We start from the raw sequence: 17,359 nt of genomic DNA on the forward strand, positions 1-17,359 counted from the left end.
TTCATCGTTGAAAAGAAAAAAAGTCAAAGCCAAGAGATCCTGACTTTGACTTTCTGACGAGTACGTTTCAGCAGTCTTTTTCAAAAGTAAAGGTGATTATTTTTTCTCTTGATCGTCGTTTACTTCTTCGTATTCTGCATCCACTACATTGTCATCTGCTTTTTGAGCACCTTCAGCGCCTTCTTGCTGAGCTTGTGCTTGTTTTGCAGCTTCTTCATAGAGCTTTGTCGTTAATTCTTGAACGATTGTTTGCAGCTCATCTTTTTTCGCTTTGATGTCTTCAAACTCGCCTTTTTCGATCGCAGCTTTTAGCGCATCTTTCGCGTCATTTGCTTTTTCCACTTGCTCTTCATCGATTTTGCCTTCTAGATCTTTTAATGTTTTTTCAGTTGTAAACACTAATTGATCTGCTTCGTTGCGCACTTCGATTTCTTCTTTTTTCTTCGCATCTGCTTCAGCATTTTCTTCTGCTTCTTTTACCATTTTTTCGATCTCATCATCAGAAAGACCTGAAGAAGATTTGATTGTGATGTTTTGCTCTTTGCCTGTACCCATATCTTTCGCACGTACGTTGACAATACCGTTTTTATCGATATCAAAAGATACTTCGATTTGCGGTACGCCGCGTGGTGCTGGCGGGATATCAGTCAATTGGAAGCGGCCTAATGTTTTGTTATCTGCAGCCATTGGGCGCTCACCTTGCAGGACATGGATATCTACAGCTGTTTGGTTGTCAGCAGCTGTTGAGAATACTTGAGATTTACTTGTTGGAATTGTTGTATTGCGTTCAATCAGCTTCGTGAATACGCCGCCCATTGTTTCAATTCCTAAAGAAAGTGGTGTTACGTCAAGAAGAACAACGTCTTTGACATCTCCTGTGATCACTCCACCTTGGATCGCTGCACCAAGTGCAACTACTTCATCAGGGTTTACACCTTTATGAGGCTCTTTGCCTGTTTCTTTTTTGATTGCTTCTTGTACTGCAGGAATACGAGTTGATCCACCAACAAGGATGACTTTATCAATCTCGCTAGCAGATAAACCAGCATCTTTCAGTGCTTGACGTACAGGTGTCATTGTACGCTCTACAAGATCTGCAGAAAGCTCTTCGAATTTAGCACGTGTTAACGTTAATTCAAGGTGAAGAGGTCCTGCTTCTCCAGCTGTGATAAATGGCAGTGAGATTTGTGTAGAAGATACACCAGAAAGATCTTTTTTCGCTTTTTCAGCAGCATCTTTTAAACGCTGAAGCGCCATTTTATCTTTAGAAAGATCAATGCCATTTTCTTTTTTGAATTCAGCCACTAGGTGATCAATGATGACTTGGTCAAAATCATCTCCACCTAGACGGTTGTCCCCAGCAGTTGAGCGCACTTCAAAGACGCCGTCTCCAAGCTCAAGGATCGATACGTCAAATGTACCGCCGCCAAGGTCGTATACAAGAATCGTTTGATCTTCTTCTGTTTTATCTAAACCATACGCAAGTGCAGCTGCTGTTGGTTCGTTGATGATACGTTCTACTTCAAGACCAGCAATTTTACCAGCATCTTTCGTTGCTTGACGTTCTGCATCGTTGAAGTAAGCAGGAACTGTGATAACAGCTTTTGTTACTTCTTCGCCAAGATAGCCTTCAGCGTAAGATTTAAGGTGCTGAAGAATAATTGCAGAGATTTCCTGCGGTGTATAGTTCTTACCTTCAACTTCTACTTTATAATCAGTACCCATATGTCTTTTAACAGACATGATCGTGTTCGGGTTTGTAATTGATTGACGTTTTGCTACTTCACCCACTTGGCGCTCTCCGTTTTTAAAAGCGACAACAGATGGTGTTGTACGTGCTCCTTCAGCGTTAGCAATGACTTTTGGCTCGCCGCCTTCAAGTACTGCAACACATGAGTTTGTTGTTCCTAAGTCAATCCCAATGATTTTACTCATATTCGATGACCTCCCATTATGTAGTTATTGATTTACTTTTACCATTGATGGACGAATAACTCGGTCTTTGAGTTTATAGCCCTTTTGCAATTCTTCTACAACGATATTTGAATCGTAGTTTTCATCTTCAACTTGCATGACGGCTTGATGAAGGTTTGGATCGAACTCTTTGCCGACAGCTTCAATTGGTTCAACGCCTTCATTTTTCAACGCTTCTACCAGCTGGCGGTAAACCATTTGCATTCCTTCTAACAAACTTTTCGTCTGCTCATTGTCTGGATCAATTCCAAGCGCTCTTTCAAAGTTATCAAGAGCTGGGAGAAGATCACTGACAACATGTTGAGAACGATATTTTTGCACGGTCTCCACTTCAGTTCGAGCACGGCGTTTATAGTTTTCAAAATCTGCTTGAACACGCAGAATTTTGTTTTCTTTTTCATCTAGAAGCTGCTGCAATTCATCGATTTTTTCTTGGAAGGCAGACTGTTCATCATTTGTTACTTCCTCAGTATCTGCTTGAACTGCTTCTTCTTGTGCTTCAACCTCTGCTTCTTGCTCAGGTGTCTGTTTTTCTTCTGACATTGTGTTCACCTCCCTCAAAAGATTCAAAAATACGAAGGGGCTGTGCCCCTATCTTTTATCACCCTACTCATCATACAAATTGGAAAGTGCGTTTGACAAGTCTTTTGATACATGATGCAAGAGACTGACAACCCTGCCATAATCCATACGGGTTGGACCAATGACGGCAATGGAGCCGAGTGATTTTTGATCAATCGAATAAGTAGCTGTGATTAAGCTGCAGTTCTCCATCGCTTCCAAATTGTTTTCTGAACCGATTTTAATAGTGATTCCTTGCTGATTTGGATGAAACAGCTGCATGACATCATTCTTTTGCTCAATAAGCATCATGAGTGAACGGATGCGGTCAATGTCATGAAACTCCGGCTGATTCAACATATTAATCTTCCCGCCAAAGAAAAGTTTTGATTCATTTTGAGTCGATGTAAATGTATTGCCGAGCGCATCTAAAATATGATCATAATCTTTTAAATGCGTACGAAGAAGCATCACAACTTCTTTATACATTCTGTCCTTCAGCTGATCCATCGGGACTCCGGCTAGGCGGCTGTTTAAAATATTCATCAGCTTCTCAATATCGGAGACATCGAGATGCTCAGAGAAGGTAATGGTTTTGTTTTCAACATGTCCGCTGTCTGTAATCATGATCGCCACTGCTTTGTTTGGCTGAACAGGGACAAGCTGAATTTGCTTTAATCGATTTTCACTTAGCTTCGGACCAAGCACAATCGATGTATAGTTTGTGAGATCTGATAAAATTTCCGCCGATTTTTGAACTGTCTTTTCCAGCTCAAAAATTTTCTCCTGAAAGGCCGACTGGATGAGTACTAGCTCTTTAGACGACAGTTTTCGCGGAGAGAGCAAATGATCTACATAATAACGATATCCTTTTTCGGAAGGAATTCTTCCTGATGAAGAATGGGTCTTTTCAATAAAACCAAGTTCCTCCAAATCAGCCATTTCGTTTCTAATCGTCGCAGAGCTGAATGTAATGTCTTCTTTTTTAGAAAGAGTCCTTGATCCAACTGGCTGCGCCGAACGAATAAAGTCATTAATGATGACTTGCAGAATCAAAAGCTGACGATTTGTTAACATCATCATCACCCCTGTTAGCACTCTCTTTCAACGAGTGCTAATTGTATAAACAAAATTACCAAACTCAAATTAAAATGTCAATTATAACTCACCGAGAAACGCTTGAAATACTTCATTGCCTAACAATTTTCCTTTTCTTGTTAAACGTATCCCCTTGTCATCTTTTACAATGAGGCCTTTTTCTTCTAAATCTTCAAGAACAGTGGAAAAAAGTGCTTCTGGTGCAGCACCATATTTTGCTTGGAAATCAGCGCTTTTCACCCCTTCGATTTTTCGAAGACCTAAAAACATTTCCTCTTCTATTTGCTCTGCTTTTGTGACCTGATGTGTTTCCTTATACGGAAACCCTGTTTGGTCAATCAGCTCCAAATAATGTTTCACCGGCCCTGCGTTCACATTTCGGATGCCATCTACATACCCGTGTGCGCCTGCACCAAAACCGAAGTAATCTTCATTGCTCCAATAGGTCAGGTTATGCTGGCTTTCAAAGCCAGGTTTGGCGTAGTTGCTAATTTCGTACTGCTTTAATCCATGGCGCTCCATTTCATCCATCACAAGCTCATACATTTCAGCCTCACGTTCTTGCGGCGGTAAATGAAGTTTTCCTTTTTGCATTAAGTTATAAAAAACGGTTTTCGGCTCGACGATGAGTGAGTAAACCGAATAATGCTCTGCCCCCAGCGAGAAAGCCGTCTCAAGTGAATTCATCACATGATGCTTTTCTTGATGCGGCAAGCCAAACATGAGATCGAGGCTAATATTGTCAAATCCAACCGCTCTAGCTCGCTCAAAGGATGTAAGGACATCCTTCTTTTGATGAACTCGTCCAATTTTCTTGAGTAAATCGTCTTCAAAAGTTTGAACGCCAAAGCTCAGCCGATTCACGCCGGCTGCTTTAAGCACATGCAGTTTCTCAAGCGATAATTCATCTGGGTTTGCTTCTACTGCAAATTCAATCAGATTTTTTGTCGGCTTTAATACGCTGTGAATGCTGTTCATGAGCTTGTCTAGCTGACTGACAGTCAGTGATGTCGGAGTTCCCCCGCCAATAAAAATTGTCTTTAGTTCCTGCTCGCCTTTTTGCTCGATCGTGTGCTGCATCTCTTTCTCAAGAGCCGCTAAGTATTCGTCGACTGGCTGCGTTTTGATGAAAAATTTATTGAAATCACAATAGTGGCAAATATGCTCACAAAATGGAATGTGAATGTATGCTGCTTTCATTAGATGACACCTTCTTTACAGGTAAAGAGCCGCAGTTTATCGCTGCGGCGTCTTTGTTTGTTATCGACTATAAACGTCAAGGCAGACATTGTAAAGCAGGTAGCCTTGAGGATGTTATTTTTTTGGTGTGCTGTCGTCCATCTTCAGCACAGCCATAAATGCTTCTTGCGGGACTTCAACAGAGCCCACTTGCTTCATGCGCTTTTTCCCTTCTTTTTGCTTCTCAAGAAGCTTTCTTTTCCGGGAAATGTCTCCACCATAACATTTAGCAAGTACGTTTTTACGCATCGCTTTAATGGTGGAACGAGCAACGATTTTTTGACCGATCGCTGCTTGAACCGGCACTTCAAAGTGCTGGCGTGGAATCAGTTCTTTTAGCTTTTCTACGATGATCTTGCCTCGTTCATATGCATAATCGCGGTGAACAATAAAGGAAAGGGCATCGATTTTTTCGCCATTCAGCATGATATCCATCTTCACCAGCGTCGAAGGACGATAGCCAATCAGCTCATAATCAAAGGACGCATAGCCTTTTGTGTTGGACTTAAGCTGATCAAAGAATTCGTATACGATCTCTGCCAAAGGAATTTCGTACACAATGCTCACGCGGTTCGCATCAAGATACTGCATATCAATGAAATTCCCGCGCTTTCCTTGGCAAAGCTCCATCACAGAGCCTACATAGTCATTCGGCACCATCATTGTTGCTCTTACATACGGTTCTTCAATTCGCTCAATCTTTTGCGGATCAGGCAGATTGGACGGGTTATCTACGACAATTTTTTCTCCATCTGTCATATATACATCATAAATAACACTTGGCGCTGTCGTAATCAGATCAATTTTAAATTCACGTTCAATCCGTTCCTGGATGATTTCCATATGAAGCATTCCAAGGAAGCCGCAGCGGAAACCGAAGCCAAGTGCTTGGGATGTCTCTGCCTCATATTGAAGTGAAGAATCATTTAATTCAAGCTTTTCTAACGCTTCACGTAAGTCGTTGTATTTCGCAGTATCAATTGGATAAAGTCCGCAGTATACCATTGGGTTTAGCTTTCTGTATCCTGGAAGTGCTTCTTTCGCAGGGTTTACCGCGCTTGTGATCGTATCCCCTACACGTGTATCACCGACATTTTTAATCGCAGCGGTTAAGTAGCCAACATCTCCAACGGTGAGTTCGTCTGTTGGCATGGCTTTTGGTGTGAAAACGCCAACTTCAAGTACTTCAAATTCTTTCCCCGTCGCCATCATTTTAATTTTCTGACCCGGTCTGACGGTTCCTTCGACAATTCGTATGTACGCAATAACGCCGCGATACGCATCGTAAAGAGAATCAAAAATAAGGGCTTGAAGTGGTGCTTCTGGATCTCCAGCGGGAGCCGGCACCTTTTCAACGATTTGTTCTAAAATATCCTCGATTCCAATACCCGCCTTAGCAGAGGTGAGAACAGCTTCAGACGCATCCAACCCGATGACATCTTCAATTTCTTCTCTTACACGCTCAGGCTCTGCACTTGGCAGATCGATTTTGTTGATAATCGGAAGAATTTCTAAGTTGTTATCAAGAGCTAAATAAACGTTCGCAAGTGTCTGTGCTTCAATTCCTTGTGCTGCATCTACTACAAGAATCGCACCCTCACAGGCAGCTAGGCTTCGAGATACCTCATAGGTGAAGTCGACATGCCCTGGTGTATCAATCAGGTGCATGATATATTCTTCCCCATCCTTCGCCTTATACTTCAGCTGGACAGAGTTTAATTTAATCGTTATGCCGCGTTCACGCTCTAAATCCATGGAATCAAGCAATTGTTCTTTCATTTCCCGTTGAGTAATCGCCGCTGTTTTTTCCAAAATACGGTCTGCCAATGTGGATTTCCCATGGTCAATATGGGCGATAATGGAGAAATTTCGAATTCTTGATTGCCGCTCTAATCGTTTTTCTTTATCTGTCACAATCTATCACTCCTACTATAAAACGCGGGTTGCGCTAGGTTAGATTATATCAATAGGGCTGTAAAGATTCAATCGAAATCAAGAAAAGCCGCTTATCGGTCAGCGGCTTTGATCAAAAGGGTGATATCTCATGAAATTCGTTTATTTCCCATTCACCCAATCATAAAGAGAACGGGCTGCATGTGTCATGCCATCAGACAGGGCTTTTCCTGCCTTGGAAAAGGCATTAAAGCCCTCTATTTCCTCCAGCTGTTTTTGTTTTTCGGCAAGATCCTTTTCTGTAACAGCCGTTCCTAAGATAGAAGCTTCCTTCTCTTCATTGTCGTTCATTTGAATGGAGAAAGCTCCTTTTAATTGCGGATCATGGTAGCCCTTCATTTGCAGCATGCCATTATTCGCTTGCTGCATTCCTAAAAAGACACCAAACAGCAAGACCAATCCTAAAATAATGGTTTTTCCAATAAATGAGCCCATCCCCGTCACCACCTTAAGAGCGTTTTTTCTCATCCTTTGCTTTGCCGTCCACCTTTTCCGCGTCCCAGAAAATGTCGCTGAATACATCAGCTGCCGCATTGGATGCATTTCTTAATTCTTCCATATTATTATCTACTCCACCAAATTCTAAAAGAAGGGCTTTGTCGGATAAATCTTGATTATAGATTCCATTATCGCCAATTTCTCCTTTGGCAAACACACCGACACTAAGACCTTTATATTTTTTCTCCATCAAATGGTGGAACTCTGTCGCAAGCTTTAAGTTTTTCTCATAGCTTTGATTCTTCTTCCCAACAACAAACGCAATTCTCGCATATTTTTTCCCTTTGATTTCGACAGTCGTATCTTTCTTTCTTCTTGAGTCCCGGTGAATATCAATTAAATAATCGAGGTCATCATTTTTCGCTAAGGCTTCTTTCACGACCAATCTTGATTCATTATAAGACTGCGGATATTTTAATCCTTTTTTCACCAGTCTTTTTTCAATTTCCGTTTTGTCGACTGTATTGCCGATTCCTTGCTGATCAAGCGCCTTTCCAAACATGTCGCCGACAAGGGTGACATTCACTTTTGAGTGCCGTGCATTATTTGGATTCGTTTCTCCTTTTAAAAATGGTAAATATGATTCCGTATTATGTGTGTGGTAAATGTACACAGCTTTTCGTTTTCCTGTTGACCGGTCCGGTTCTTTGGCAGGCTTTTTCGGCGCATCATCATCGAGCTTGTCCAGCTCCGCCAAATTTGCTTCTTTTTCATCTTGGATCACTTCACTAGGCGGCGGCGATTCCATCGGCATATTGGTATAGTCTGTTCCTTCACCCGCTAAGATGATTTTTGTATCAAAATGTTCAAAGCCTGGGAGCTCTCTTCCTAGGAAACTGCGCGGGTCTTCTAAATTAATACTGGTTGCAAGCTTCAATGACAGCCCAGAGAAATGAAATCCTTTTTGATCTTCTGGAACTGCTGAGGCGAAATATTGGTTTTCCATGCCCATTAATGTGGCAAAAAATGCGCCAGAGAGCTCATCTGCTACACCATATAACGAGGCTTGCGGCCTCAGCTCGGGTTTTAAAGAGGTCAAAGCCCCTGACATCACAAACACCACAACAAGAGAGGCAATAAATAAGAAGATGCTTTTTACTACTTTCGTTCCATTAATCGCAACGACCAACTGTCGAGGACGGCGGGGTCTTTTTTTCATGATTTACTCCCTCCAGCACGCTTTCTAGTAATTACACTATGAGCGAGCTAGAGAAAGTAGAACCGATTAATGATTATATGAACCCATATTATCTTGAGTGATTTTTTGATGAAGCGCTGTATTTAATCCGTTGGCAAGTACGTTTGCCATATCATCAATGAATGTATCGACTTCCTTAGGCGTGACCATTAAATTTTGCCCCAGGGGCGCAAGCACTTCGTGGATCAGCTGCCTTTTTTCTTCTTCAGGAAGGGTTCCTACGATGCCTAAGAATGACTGACGCGTTTCTTCATCTGGCAAGTCTTCTTCGTTAAGTACTTTTTTCTTCCCGAATGTCAAACCAGCCGGCACAAGAGAGCGGGATGGTCTATCATCTTTTAGTTCTCTACCAAAATGCTTTAAGACATAATCAATTGTGTCACTAGCAATCGTTACTGCATCCACCACTGTCGGAACGCCAATCGCAATCACTGGAATACCCAATGTTTCTTTGCTTAATTCTTTTCGCTTATTCCCTACACCAGAGCCGGGATGGATACCTGTATCAGAAATTTGAATGGTTGTATTCACTCGTTCTACCGCTCGAGCAGCAAGGGCATCGACCGCAATGACAAAATCAGGCTTAGACCGCTCGATCACGCCTTGGATAATGTCACTTGTTTCAATACCGGTCAGTCCCATCACCCCTGGAGACAAAGAGGAAACCGGGCGATAGCCTTCCTGAACATTTTCCGGCTGCAATTCAAAGAGATGGCGGGTTACAAGCAGGTTTTCAACTGTGAGAGGACCTAATGCATCTGGCGTGACATTCCAGTTTCCCAGCCCTACTACAAGGCAGCTTGCATCAGCCTGAATGCCTCTGTCTTTTAGAAACTGAGCAAAATGATGGGCAAAGACTTCAACGACTTTTTCTTGCATCTCAGAGTCTTTCTCCCGAATGCCTTGTGCCTCAAACGTCAAGTATGTCCCTGCCTTTTTGCCGGTCAGCTCCTCCCCTTCTTTCGTGATTTCCACAGTACGTATGCGGATGCCTTGCTCTTCTTTTTCCTTTTCGACAATCCCTTGGATCCCGTCCTTTTTGACGACTTTCGGATCGTTCTCTTGTTCTAGTATCTCTTTTGTTTCAACAGCGAGGTCTGTCCGGATTTGATAAACGCTTAAATCGAGTTTCTGTTTCTCCATAAAAAGACTCCTTCCACCAAGTAATTAACAGTAGTCTTTCCATCTCTTGAAAGAAACATTCGAGCACGTCATCAATGAAAAATACTTTACATTTATATTGCATTCTAAAGGTGTGTTTGATAGAATACAATTTGTTCTATTGTGAAGATTTAACCTTAAGACAATTGTGTTTAGGTTGTATCTTAGGAGGTGAAACACATGCCAAATATTAAATCAGCGATCAAACGTACAAAAACGAATAACGAACGCCGTGCACATAACGTAACAATCAAGTCTGCGATGCGTACTGCGATTAAACAAGTTGAAGTTTCTGTAGCTAACAACGATGCTGAGCAAGCAAAAGCTGCTCTTGCTTCTGCTGCAAAACGCATTGACAAAGCCGTTAAAACTGGTCTTGTACACAAAAACGCAGCTGCGCGTTACAAATCAAGACTTGCTAAACAAGTAAACGGACTTTCTGCATAATGCTTGCAACGCCTCAGTGATGAGGCACCTGTTTAACTGTACGTCCGTCCTGACCGGCCGAGCCTTAAGGACAGACTGGCAATTATACATCTAAACAAAAACGACCCTCTTTTTAGAAGGTCGTTTTTTTATATTCAAGCGCCTAACAAACGAAGCAGGAACAATTCTAACAGCAGCTGCTTGTCCTTTTTACCCGTTTTCATTTCATAATCAATCGTTGAAAGCTCTTTGACGATCTGCTTGAGCTCTTCTTCTGAAAACAGTCTTGCCTGATCCATCGCAAGTTTGACCCGGAATGGATGGACTTTTAGATTTGAAGCAATTTGTTTTTGTCCATAGCCTTGCTGAGCGAAGTACTTCGTCTGCAAAATCAATCGAAATTGAGTTGAAATGAGTGCTAATATTTTAATGGGTTCCTCATTTTGCTTCAGCAGGTCATAAAACATCTGCATGGCCTCAGAGCGGCGTCTGTTTACAATTTGATTAATCAGCTCGAAAATATTTTGCTCTAAGCTTCTTGCAACGAGCTGATTGACATCCGCTAACTCAATTTCCTCCCGCTCTCCAATATATGTACTTAGCTTCCGAACCTCTTGGAATAGAGAGGAGAGACTCCCGCCGCATAGCATCACAAGCTGCTCAGCCGCTTCAGATGTAATCGTCTTTCCTTCTGTCTTCACCAGTGTGATGGTGAAATCAGTTGTTTCTTTTGGGTTTAACTCTTTCGCCTCAACGACAGCAGCTTTCTTTTTTAGCAATTTGGTGATTTTTTTACGCTCATCCAGCTTTTCATATGGTGCCAATAACACGAGAATGGTATAGGGCGCTGGCTTTTCTAAATAAGCTTCTAATACAGAAAGCTCATGCTCAATCTTTTCCTTTTTCTTTTCAGCTGTAAGAAAATAAGGATTCTTGATCACGACGAGACGTCTTTCTCCCATAAACGGAAATGTTTCTGCATCCGTTACAGCCTGTTCAAGCGGTACTTCTTCCATATCGAAGACGGAGTAATTAAAATCCTTCGTTTCTTCGTCTACTACAGCTTGTCTCAATTTAGCAGCGGTTTCTTGCAGTAAATATGTTTCTTTCCCATATAAGCAATAAACGGGATGGATATCCCCTCGTTTTAAATTGTTCCATACATCAAAGACCATCAATTGAATCCCTCTCTTTCACTTCCTCCTCTATCCTAAAGTGTGTGAAGACATTAGTAAAGAGGAAGCTGAAAGTGCCGCCTCCTCATTTATAGTAAACGTCCGGCGCAAGCTCCCGGGTCAGCCTGCTGTCAGACGATATTCATAAAATGATCATAAAATGGAAAACGGTTACTTTACCTTCTAGCAATTCCAAATGAGTTCAAGTATACTAAAATTAGCCAGGAGGGATGAAAATGAATGAATTTGAAAAAAATGTTCAAAGCAAGCGGAATGATGTGACCGACTCAGCCGTTGGTTTTATCGTCACATTCGGATTTTTCGCCTCAATGTTTATTTTGGCAACCATTATACACCTCGTTGGATCTTAAGTTACATGACTGCCGTTTTGGCAGTTTTTTTATTGAGTTTGTAAGATATCATATGGAGGGTGAGTGTAAAACGTTCCTTCCTCATCGAGAAATTCATACGTCACGCTCCCGTCGGTATCTGTTCGATACACCTTCATTTGCTGGTCCTTTAATTTTTTCAAAACTTCCTGATGTGGATGCTGATAACGATTGCGTTCACCTGCTGAAATGAGTGCATGTGAGGGCTTGAGATGCTGAAGCCATTCTTCGCTTGTTGACCCTTTACTCCCGTGATGTCCAACCTTTAAGATATCTGCCTGCAGATCAGGATAGGCTTCTATAATGTCTCGCTCCCCTTCTTGTTCAAGATCTCCAGTGAGCATAAACCGCTTCCCGCCTAGAGTAAATGTCAAAACGAGTGAATCATTATTCTTAGTTGTTACCCGATCACGCGATGGATGAAGGACCTTCAATATTTGCTCTCCAATCTGAAGCTGATCTCCTCTCTCTAATTCATCAATCATGATCCCTTGATCAGCTGCTTCTTTTAACAGCTCCGCATCCTCTGGACTTCGTGCAAAGCCTTTTGGAATAGCCAGCCGCCTTACTTTATTTCGTTTGATTAAACGAGCTGCTTCTCCCATATGATCTTGATCCGCATGTGTAAGAATAAGAACATCAAGTTTTGCAATACCTTTAGAATGCAGAAACGGGATCAGCGTTTGATCACCGATCGAAGACACTTTACGCCTTTTTTTCCACGGTTCTTCTTCAAAAGAAAGTCTGCCTCCTGTATCCACAAGCAAGTGCCCCTTTCGATAGGGCAGCTGAATAAACAAACTATCCCCCTGTCCTACATCCAGCATCGTCACTTCCCCTTTTTCGAAAAAATTCGGGGTGAAATAGTGTGCACTCAAGACACCAATAAGAAAAAGGATCGGCAGTGCATAGGATTTCACAGAAGTTTTGCACTCCATCACAAATAACAGAACAATTAAGGCGCTCACCTCAAGAACAATATGCCACCAAGCAGACTTCACAAAAATCAAGTTAAATTCATCAAAAACAGCCATATAGGCTGACAATTGATGACTAAGCTGAATCACCGAATCAAGCAGCTGAAACAATGTTTGTCCAAGCGGAAGATAAATAGTAGTGAGAATAAAAAAGAGTAAGGATAGCGGCATAACGACCGTCGTATATAAAGGAACAAATATCATGTTCAAAGGTACGCTCAGTAAAGAGAATTGGTGAAAATGATATAAAAGAACAGGAAGTGAAGCAAGCTGTGCAATAAAGGAAATCAGGAATAATTGCATGACTGAACTTTTTGCTTTTGATAAAATCCTAGTCGATAACAAAATAAAAAACGTGACCGCGAATGAAAGCTGAAATCCAATATCAAATAAATAAAGAGGATGAATTGCTAATAAGAGTAAAAACGTTGCACTTAATACCACAGCAGAGGGCTGTTTCATTTCTTTTGGCAGACTAGTCATCACTAAATAGATTCCTGCCATGAGGCAAGCTCTTAAAACAGATGGTGCAGCACCTGTCAAACAAGCATAAATAGGAAGAAAGCATAATAGAAGAATACGTGCTGTCTCTCTTGTCACGCCCGCACGAAGGAGACACCAAAATAAACATGCAAGAAGCGTTTGTACATGCAATCCTGAGATCGCTAGTAAATGAATAATGCCAAGCATTTGATAATCTCTTAATGTGTCAGGGTCTATCAACTCACGATCGCCAAAAATAAGTGCCTGTACAATGCCAACAGAGTGTTTAGGCACATGATCTTCTAAAAATTTCAACCCCTTTTGCCTTATCACTTGAAGATAATAGGAAGAACTGTCTTTTTTTGTACAGTTTTTGATCGACTGTGGCAGAAAAATGGCGTCAATGCCTTTTGATTTTAAAAATTGATCGTATTGAAACCCGTTAGGAATGGTTGCGTGCTTTGCTGGACGAACATCACCTGTCATGTGACAGCTCATACCAGGTTCTATCTCTTTTAATGCCTCTTTTTCACGCTCTGTTTGAATTGTATAAAAAGTGGCTAGTTGTTCATGTTCTGTTGAAACAGTCGCTGAAAAACGATTGCCATCTGTTTTCGGAATACTTTCAATCACAACGGAACCAGATAGGAATTTTTCTAGTACGGGTTGATCCGTTTCAAGAGACTCATGAATCATAAAAATGAGTATATAGACAGCACCGCATAGGCTGACCATTAAAAAGAGCTGAGGCATTTTTTTCAGTAGGCTGAGAAGTAATATGATGAGAAGAAAGAGAAGGAAATACATATGAAGATGATATGCAGCCAGAGCAATTCCAACAGCTGCTGAAATTGCCCCAAACGGCAAATATTTAAACATAGGAAGTAAATAATTGATTCGCCTTCTCATGCATATCGCGAATTTCTGTTTCGCTAAGTCCTGATTCACTCAGCTTCCCAATTAAATCTGCAACAAAGGCCAATTTTTCTTGATTTTTTAAGTCGATGATCATTTCATCTAATTCAACTTGCTCTGTTTGAACACCCGCCTGCTCGAATAAATCAATCGCATATGGATGATTTTTATAATCCTTTGCATAGTACACTGTTCGTATGCCCGCTTGAATGATGGCTTTACAGCACTGTAAACAAGGAAAATGTGTGACATATATTTCAGCATCAGCTGTAGGTGCACCAAATTTGGCACATTGTAAAATAGCATTCATTTCCGCATGGATGGTGCGAACACAGTGATGATCAATGACATAGCACCCTACATCCGCACAATGAACATCACCGGCAATGGAGCCATTATACCCCCCTGCAATGATGCGCTTGTCCCTTACGATGGTCGCCCCAACAGCTAACCGCTCACAGGTGCTTCGTAAAGCAAGCAAATGGCTTTGTGCCATAAAATATTGATTCCATGAAATTCTTTCCACGAACTGATCCCTCCAGAATGATGGTTGATATTAAGTGTACATGCCTTTCTTCTCTACCGTCAATTCTACTTCACGGTCAATTGACTTTTCAGCCGTTCAATCGTCTTTTCCCCAAAACCTGAAATGTTCCGCAAGTCTTCAATTTGTTGAAATTCTCCGTGTTCCTCTCTATACGTAATGATAGCTTCGGCTTTAGCTGGTCCTATGCCGTTAATGGTTTGCAATTCGGCTGCATCGGCCTGATTGACATTCACACCCTCACTCTTTTCAACGCCCGCTGATGCGTCAGCTGATGCTGTTTGCCTCTCTCTTTCCGCTTCCCCCTGCTTCCGAACATAAATCATCATACTATCCTCTAATTTAGCTGCTTGGTTGATTTCAATCGAGTCTGCTTTGCTGGTAAAGCCTCCTGCCCTTTGAATCGCTTCCTCTACCCGAGCATCAGATTGAAACGTATAAACACCTGGCTTCCTTACAGCTCCTTTGACCTCTACAAAAATCGTCGATGGCTCTTTTTCTGTCTTTTCTTGTTTGTCTTCTAATGTGACTTGTATGTCTTTATTTTCCTTCAATACACTTGGCTCTCTGCTGCCCTCTCCTTTTCCAGTGAAAAAGAAGAAACTGAAGATGATCACGACTATGAGTCCAGCGGCGATATAAAGACTGTATTTTTTTAATGAAATGAGTCGTTTCACTTACTCACGCTTCTTTCAATCATATTTTTCTACTGCTCAACATACTGTTTAGAAGATAACAGATCCTATGCGTCTAAGGAGGGAGAACGTTTGAATATAGGGTTAATCGGTACAGGAAACATGGGTACCATACTTACTGAGGCATTTATTGAATCAAAGGCAGTCAATCCCTCATCGATCACCATTACAAACCGAACCATTGAAAAAGCGTTCAATATAAAAAAGAACCATCCAGAGCTTGAAGTAACGAAACAGCTTTCAGGGGCTGTCACGAATAAAGATTTCATTTTTGTTTGTGTCAAGCCACTTGATATTTATCCACTTTTAAAAGAGCTGAGCCCTCTTTTAACGGAGCAGCAAACCATTGTCATCATTACAAGTCCGGTTCATCCTGAACAGCTTCAGGATATCGTTCCTTGTCAAACAGCCAGGCTGATTCCAAGCATTACAAACCGCGCTTTATCAGGCGCATCACTTTTAACTTTTGGTTCATCATGCAATGCCGCGACGAAATCTGCGTTAAGACAGTTAGCTTCGTGTATTTCAACACCTATCGAGATCCATCATTCAATTACTAGAGCGGCTTCCGATATTGTCAGCTGCGGACCTGCTTTTATCAGTTTTCTCGTTCAGAAAATGATTGAAGCAGCCGTAGAAGAAACGGATATTTCCAAAGAAGAAGCCACCACCTTATCAGAGGATATGCTTGTTGGTCTTGGCCGTTTGATTGAAAAAAGAGTCTATACCCTTCCGACACTGCAAGACAAAGTATGTGTGAAAGGCGGCGTCACTGGTGAAGGCATTAAAGCACTTGAAGCAGGTGTGCAAGATATGTTTCACCGTCTCTTTCAAAATACCCATGAAAAATTCGATGAAGATCTAGAAGCGGTTGCGCATCAATATCCGCCAAGTGTGTTCACTGATGATCGCAGAAATTAATCATCTTTGCAACAAACGAAAAAAGGGTTTTAAAAAACCATCGTTCTATTAAACGATGGTTTTTGGTTTCTTAGCTGAGATGAAATATCTTTCGGCAAATTCACCGGGGGCTTCATTTGTAAAATCAGCAGTCACTTCTATTTGTTCAAAGCCAGCGGACTCAAGGAACGCTGCATATGTTTCAAATGGAAATGTGCGCTGTTCATGTGTCTCATCATAACGCTGATACATGTCTCCATCTTTTACAAAAAAGCTTAAATCATGTATGACCGAATACATGTCATCCCCTTTATCACTCTGCCAAATATAGCTGATCTCTTCATCTTGATCTGCATAAGTCGAACCTGGGAATACCTCTTCCATTTTATAAGGCGTATGAACATCAAAAAGTAAAACCCCATCTGCCTCTAAAAGCTGAAACATGTTTTTAAAGGTTTTTTTGACGTCATTTTCGTTTTTTAAGTAATTCAAGGAATCACAGCAAATAACGGCTGCCTGGAAGGCTTGCTCAAAGCCCGTAACCTCTCTCATATCTTGATGTAAAAATTGAATCGACTGCTTTTTCGCCTGCGCTTTTTGCTGCGCAAAGGCCAGCATTTCTTCACTGAGGTCAATTCCTGTGACCTTGTGGCCCTTTTCAGCTAACCGAAGAGAAATCTCTCCAGTTCCACAGCCTACATCGATGATGGCAGCATTCGGCTTCATATACTGCTCGATCCACTGAACCCATTCATCATAAGGTGCATGTGTCATGAGCTCGTCATACACACCTGCAAACCCTTGATAAATCATGAGTTAATGCCAAGTGAAAGCGTTTCTCTCGGCGCATCTCCCCATAGCTTTTCTAGATTGTAGTATCCTCTTTCTTCTTTGTGGAACACATGGGCAATGACATCACCTAGGTCAATCAATACCCATCTTGCTTCATCAAAGCCTTCCATCTTCTTCACTTCGATTCCGCTTTCCTCTGCAAGATGTTTTACTTCTCTTGCAATGGCTTGCACTTGTTTATCAGAATTCCCGTGACAAATGAGAAAATAATCCGCAACAAGTGAGATTCCTTGCATATTAAGGGCAATAATATCCTCAGCCCGTTTATCATCGCATGCTCCTGCTGCGACGTTTAAAATTGATGATGAATCCATCCAAAAT

The 17,359-nt window shown here is 41.6% G+C and carries 17 protein-coding genes; 3 read left to right on the forward strand and 14 right to left on the reverse strand.

Annotation, left to right across the window (positions count from 1 at the left end; translation table 11 throughout):
* Positions 1-96 precede the first annotated feature (96 nt).
* The 8 genes from dnaK to gpr all read right to left on the reverse strand — a co-directional run bounded on the left by dnaK (position 97) and on the right by gpr (position 9,664).
* Positions 97-1,935, reverse strand: coding sequence for a molecular chaperone DnaK (dnaK, locus tag MHH61_RS01660; RefSeq protein ID WP_125586602.1), 1,839 nt, complete (start codon positions 1,933-1,935; stop codon positions 97-99).
* 24 nt (positions 1,936-1,959) lie between these two features.
* Entirely contained in the window at positions 1,960-2,517 is a 558-nt protein-coding gene (grpE, locus tag MHH61_RS01665) for a nucleotide exchange factor GrpE (RefSeq protein WP_024423035.1), read from the reverse strand.
* A gap of 63 nt (positions 2,518-2,580) precedes the next feature.
* Entirely contained in the window at positions 2,581-3,612 is a 1,032-nt protein-coding gene (gene hrcA / locus MHH61_RS01670; RefSeq protein ID WP_003217350.1) for a heat-inducible transcriptional repressor HrcA, read from the reverse strand.
* Between the two features lie 81 nt (positions 3,613-3,693).
* Complete coding sequence (gene hemW, locus MHH61_RS01675; RefSeq protein WP_024423037.1) at positions 3,694-4,833, reverse strand: radical SAM family heme chaperone HemW; 1,140 nt, start codon at positions 4,831-4,833, stop codon at positions 3,694-3,696.
* 114 nt (positions 4,834-4,947) lie between these two features.
* Entirely contained in the window at positions 4,948-6,786 is a 1,839-nt protein-coding gene (gene lepA, locus MHH61_RS01680; protein ID WP_125586604.1) for a translation elongation factor 4, read from the reverse strand.
* Between the two features lie 141 nt (positions 6,787-6,927).
* Entirely contained in the window at positions 6,928-7,260 is a 333-nt protein-coding gene (locus tag MHH61_RS01685) for a YqxA family protein (protein ID WP_024423039.1), read from the reverse strand.
* Positions 7,261-7,273: 13 nt separating this feature from the next.
* Positions 7,274-8,482: a stage II sporulation protein P gene (locus MHH61_RS01690; protein WP_024427950.1), complete on the reverse strand. Its 1,209-nt coding sequence runs from the start codon at positions 8,480-8,482 to the stop codon at positions 7,274-7,276.
* Positions 8,483-8,548: 66 nt separating this feature from the next.
* On the reverse strand, positions 8,549-9,664 hold the full coding sequence (gene gpr / locus MHH61_RS01695; RefSeq protein WP_125586606.1) for a GPR endopeptidase: 1,116 nt from the start codon (positions 9,662-9,664) through the stop codon (positions 8,549-8,551).
* A gap of 198 nt (positions 9,665-9,862) precedes the next feature.
* Here gpr and rpsT point away from each other — a divergent pair, with 198 nt between their 5' ends.
* Positions 9,863-10,129: a 30S ribosomal protein S20 gene (rpsT, locus tag MHH61_RS01700; RefSeq protein ID WP_024423042.1), complete on the forward strand. Its 267-nt coding sequence runs from the start codon at positions 9,863-9,865 to the stop codon at positions 10,127-10,129.
* A gap of 134 nt (positions 10,130-10,263) precedes the next feature.
* Here rpsT and holA read toward each other — a convergent pair whose 3' ends face one another.
* The gene (gene holA, locus MHH61_RS01705) at positions 10,264-11,283 is read right to left on the reverse strand and encodes a DNA polymerase III subunit delta (RefSeq protein ID WP_046311824.1); all 1,020 of its coding nucleotides are present in this window, start codon (positions 11,281-11,283) and stop codon (positions 10,264-10,266) included.
* Positions 11,284-11,519: 236 nt separating this feature from the next.
* Between holA and MHH61_RS01710 the strand changes: the two genes are divergently transcribed.
* Entirely contained in the window at positions 11,520-11,654 is a 135-nt protein-coding gene (locus MHH61_RS01710) for a YqzM family protein (protein WP_012010638.1), read from the forward strand.
* A 29-nt stretch (positions 11,655-11,683) separates the two neighbouring features.
* Here MHH61_RS01710 and MHH61_RS01715 read toward each other — a convergent pair whose 3' ends face one another.
* The 3 genes from MHH61_RS01715 to MHH61_RS01725 all read right to left on the reverse strand — a co-directional run bounded on the left by MHH61_RS01715 (position 11,684) and on the right by MHH61_RS01725 (position 15,268).
* Positions 11,684-14,011, reverse strand: coding sequence for a DNA internalization-related competence protein ComEC/Rec2 (locus tag MHH61_RS01715; protein ID WP_125586720.1), 2,328 nt, complete (start codon positions 14,009-14,011; stop codon positions 11,684-11,686).
* Positions 14,004-14,573, reverse strand: a complete 570-nt coding sequence (locus MHH61_RS01720) for a ComE operon protein 2 (protein ID WP_024423045.1) — start codon at positions 14,571-14,573, stop codon at positions 14,004-14,006. The genes MHH61_RS01715 and MHH61_RS01720 overlap by 8 nt, the downstream gene beginning before the upstream one ends.
* Before the next feature lie 65 nt (positions 14,574-14,638).
* On the reverse strand, positions 14,639-15,268 hold the full coding sequence (locus tag MHH61_RS01725; protein ID WP_125586608.1) for a helix-hairpin-helix domain-containing protein: 630 nt from the start codon (positions 15,266-15,268) through the stop codon (positions 14,639-14,641).
* A gap of 90 nt (positions 15,269-15,358) precedes the next feature.
* Between MHH61_RS01725 and comER the strand changes: the two genes are divergently transcribed.
* Positions 15,359-16,207 carry a late competence protein ComER gene (gene comER / locus MHH61_RS01730; RefSeq protein WP_125586610.1) on the forward strand — a complete coding sequence of 283 codons (849 nt, stop codon included), beginning with the start codon at positions 15,359-15,361 and terminating at the stop codon, positions 16,205-16,207.
* Between the two features lie 48 nt (positions 16,208-16,255).
* On the opposite strand, the gene MHH61_RS01735 is transcribed toward comER, so the two are convergent.
* Both MHH61_RS01735 and rsfS read right to left on the reverse strand, forming a co-directional pair.
* On the reverse strand, positions 16,256-16,999 hold the full coding sequence (locus tag MHH61_RS01735) for a class I SAM-dependent methyltransferase (protein WP_125586612.1): 744 nt from the start codon (positions 16,997-16,999) through the stop codon (positions 16,256-16,258).
* Positions 16,996-17,352: a ribosome silencing factor gene (rsfS, locus tag MHH61_RS01740; protein WP_003217467.1), complete on the reverse strand. Its 357-nt coding sequence runs from the start codon at positions 17,350-17,352 to the stop codon at positions 16,996-16,998. The genes MHH61_RS01735 and rsfS overlap by 4 nt, the downstream gene beginning before the upstream one ends.
* Between the last annotated feature and the right edge of the window lie 7 nt (positions 17,353-17,359).

It is taken from the genome of Bacillus sp. FSL K6-3154, assembly GCF_040869395.1.
GTDB lineage: Bacteria > Bacillota > Bacilli > Bacillales > Bacillaceae > Bacillus > Bacillus safensis.